2 protein-coding genes and 1 pseudogene are annotated in these 2,304 nt (G+C 72.1%); all 3 read left to right on the forward strand.

The window, feature by feature from the left end; all coding sequences use genetic code 11:
- Positions 1 to 15 precede the first annotated feature (15 nt).
- Positions 16 to 990 (forward strand): carboxylating nicotinate-nucleotide diphosphorylase, encoded by a 975-nt coding sequence (gene nadC, locus CA983_RS42885; protein ID WP_086606023.1) that lies wholly within the window; start codon positions 16 to 18, stop codon positions 988 to 990.
- A 17-nt stretch (positions 991 to 1,007) separates the two neighbouring features.
- Positions 1,008 to 1,805: a type III pantothenate kinase gene (locus CA983_RS42890; protein ID WP_086606022.1), complete on the forward strand. Its 798-nt coding sequence runs from the start codon at positions 1,008 to 1,010 to the stop codon at positions 1,803 to 1,805.
- A 220-nt stretch (positions 1,806 to 2,025) separates the two neighbouring features.
- Positions 2,026 to 2,304: pseudogene (locus tag CA983_RS42895) on the forward strand (hypothetical protein); the annotation flags it as partial.

Here is a 2,304-nt window from a genome sequence, read left to right on the forward strand (position 1 = left end):
GGAGCAGTGACCGACGTGAGCACCCCCGACCTTCCCCTCGCCTCGTCCGGAGGCTGCGGCGACGGCTGCGCCTGCGGCGTGGACGGCGAGGCGTACCTGGAGTGCGGCCTGGACCCCGCACTCGCCGAGCTCCTGGCCGACGCCGGCCTCGACCCCGTCGAGGTCGAGGACATCGCCAACGTGGCCCTCCAGGAGGACCTGGCCCACGGCGTGGACGTGACGACGGTGGCGACGATCCCCGAGGACGCGGTGTCCACCGCCGACTTCACGGCCCGCGAGGCGGGCGTCGTGGCGGGCCTGCGGATCGCCGAAGCGGTGATCTCGGTCGTCTGCGAGGAGGAACTAGCCATCGAGCGCCACGCGGAGGACGGCGACCGCGTCGAGGCGGGCCAGAAGCTCCTCTCGGTCACCACCCGCACCCGCGACCTCCTCACGGCCGAACGCAGCGCGCTGAACATCCTGTGCCGCCTGTCGGGCATCGCGACGGCCACGCGCGCGTGGGCGGACGTCCTGGACGGCACGAAGGCCAAGGTCCGCGACACCCGCAAGACGACGCCCGGCCTGCGCTCCCTGGAGAAGTACGCGGTCCGCTGCGGCGGCGGCGTGAACCACCGCATGTCCCTCTCGGACGCGGCCCTCGTCAAGGACAACCACGTGGTCGCCGCGGGCGGCGTCGCCCAGGCCTTCACAGCGGTACGCGAACGCTTCCCCGACGTCCCCATCGAGGTCGAGGTCGACACCCTGGACCAGCTCCGCGAGGTCCTGGACGCCGGTGCCGACCTGATCCTCCTGGACAACTTCACGCCGGGCGAGTGCGCGGAGGCGGTGGCCATCGTCCAGGGCCGCGCCGCCCTGGAGGCCTCGGGCCGCCTGACCCTCGACAACGCCAAGGCGTACGCGGACACCGGCGTCGACTACCTGGCCGTCGGAGCCCTCACCCACTCCTCGCCGATCCTGGACATCGGCCTGGACCTGCGGCCGGCGGAGTAGGGGAGCGGGTACGGGTCATGCTGCTGACGATCGACGTAGGAAACACCCACACCGTCCTGGGCCTGTTCGACGGCGAGGACATCGTCGAACACTGGCGCATCTCCACGGACGCGCGCCGCACCGCCGACGAACTGGCGGTCCTCCTCCAGGGCCTGATGGGCATGCACCCGCTCCTCGGCGACGAACTGGGCGACGGCATCGACGGCATCGCCATCTGCGCGACCGTCCCCTCGGTCCTGCACGAACTCCGCGAGGTGACGCGCCGCTACTACGGCGACGTCCCGGCGGTCCTGGTCGAACCGGGCGTCAAGACGGGCGTCCCGATCCTCATGGACAACCCCAAGGAGGTCGGCGCGGACCGCATCATCAACGCGGTCGCGGCGGTCGAGCTCTACGGCGGCCCCGCGATCGTCGTCGACTTCGGCACGGCGACGACGTTCGACGCGGTCAGCGCGCGCGGCGAGTACGTCGGCGGGGTCATCGCCCCCGGCATCGAGATCTCCGTCGAGGCCCTCGGCGTCCGCGGCGCCCAGCTCCGCAAGATCGAGGTGGCCCGGCCCCGCAGCGTCATCGGCAAGAACACGGTCGAGGCGATGCAGTCGGGCATCATCTACGGTTTCGCCGGCCAGGTCGACGGGGTCGTCAGCCGCGTGGCCCGCGAGCTGTCCGAGGACCCGGACGATGTCACGGTCATCGCGACGGGCGGGCTGGCACCGATGGTCCTGGGCGAGTCGTCGGTCATCGACGAACACGAGCCGTGGCTGACGCTGATCGGGCTGCGGCTGGTGTACGAGCGGAACGTGTCGCGTATGTGAGCCGGGAGTTGTCCAACTCAACGCGTCGAGGTGCCCGGCGTTGCGGCTGGCGCCGGGTGGGTCCGCAACCCGGCGGAGCGGGGTGCCGCTTCTTTGGGACGGGTGCCGCCCCAGCGGCACGACTGCCCGCAGCTGGGGCGCCTCCGCCCACCCGGGTGGTCCCCCGCGCCACACCCGTCCGCTATGTCGAACTTGTCTGATTAGCGCGTATCGTCGCCGCATGCCCACGCCATACGGATCCCGGGGCGGCATGGCGTTCGGCGTGGAGGAGCTGCGTGTGCTCCGCCGCGCTCTCGCCCTCGCCCTTCACCCCACCTCCGCCTCGGCCGACGACGTCCAGGACTGTCTCCGCCTCGCAGAGTCGCTCGACGAGGCGATGCGGGAGGGGGCCAGGCTGCGCGCCTTCCTCGTGGCCGACCTCGGCCGGTACCGCGCCGCCCTCCCCGGCACCGCCGCCGGCTACCTCGCGCTCCTGGACGAGGCGCTGGGCGCCGGATAC

Origin of the sequence: Streptomyces swartbergensis (genome assembly GCF_002148965.1) — a bacterium.
Taxonomy (GTDB): domain Bacteria; phylum Actinomycetota; class Actinomycetes; order Streptomycetales; family Streptomycetaceae; genus Streptomyces; species Streptomyces swartbergensis.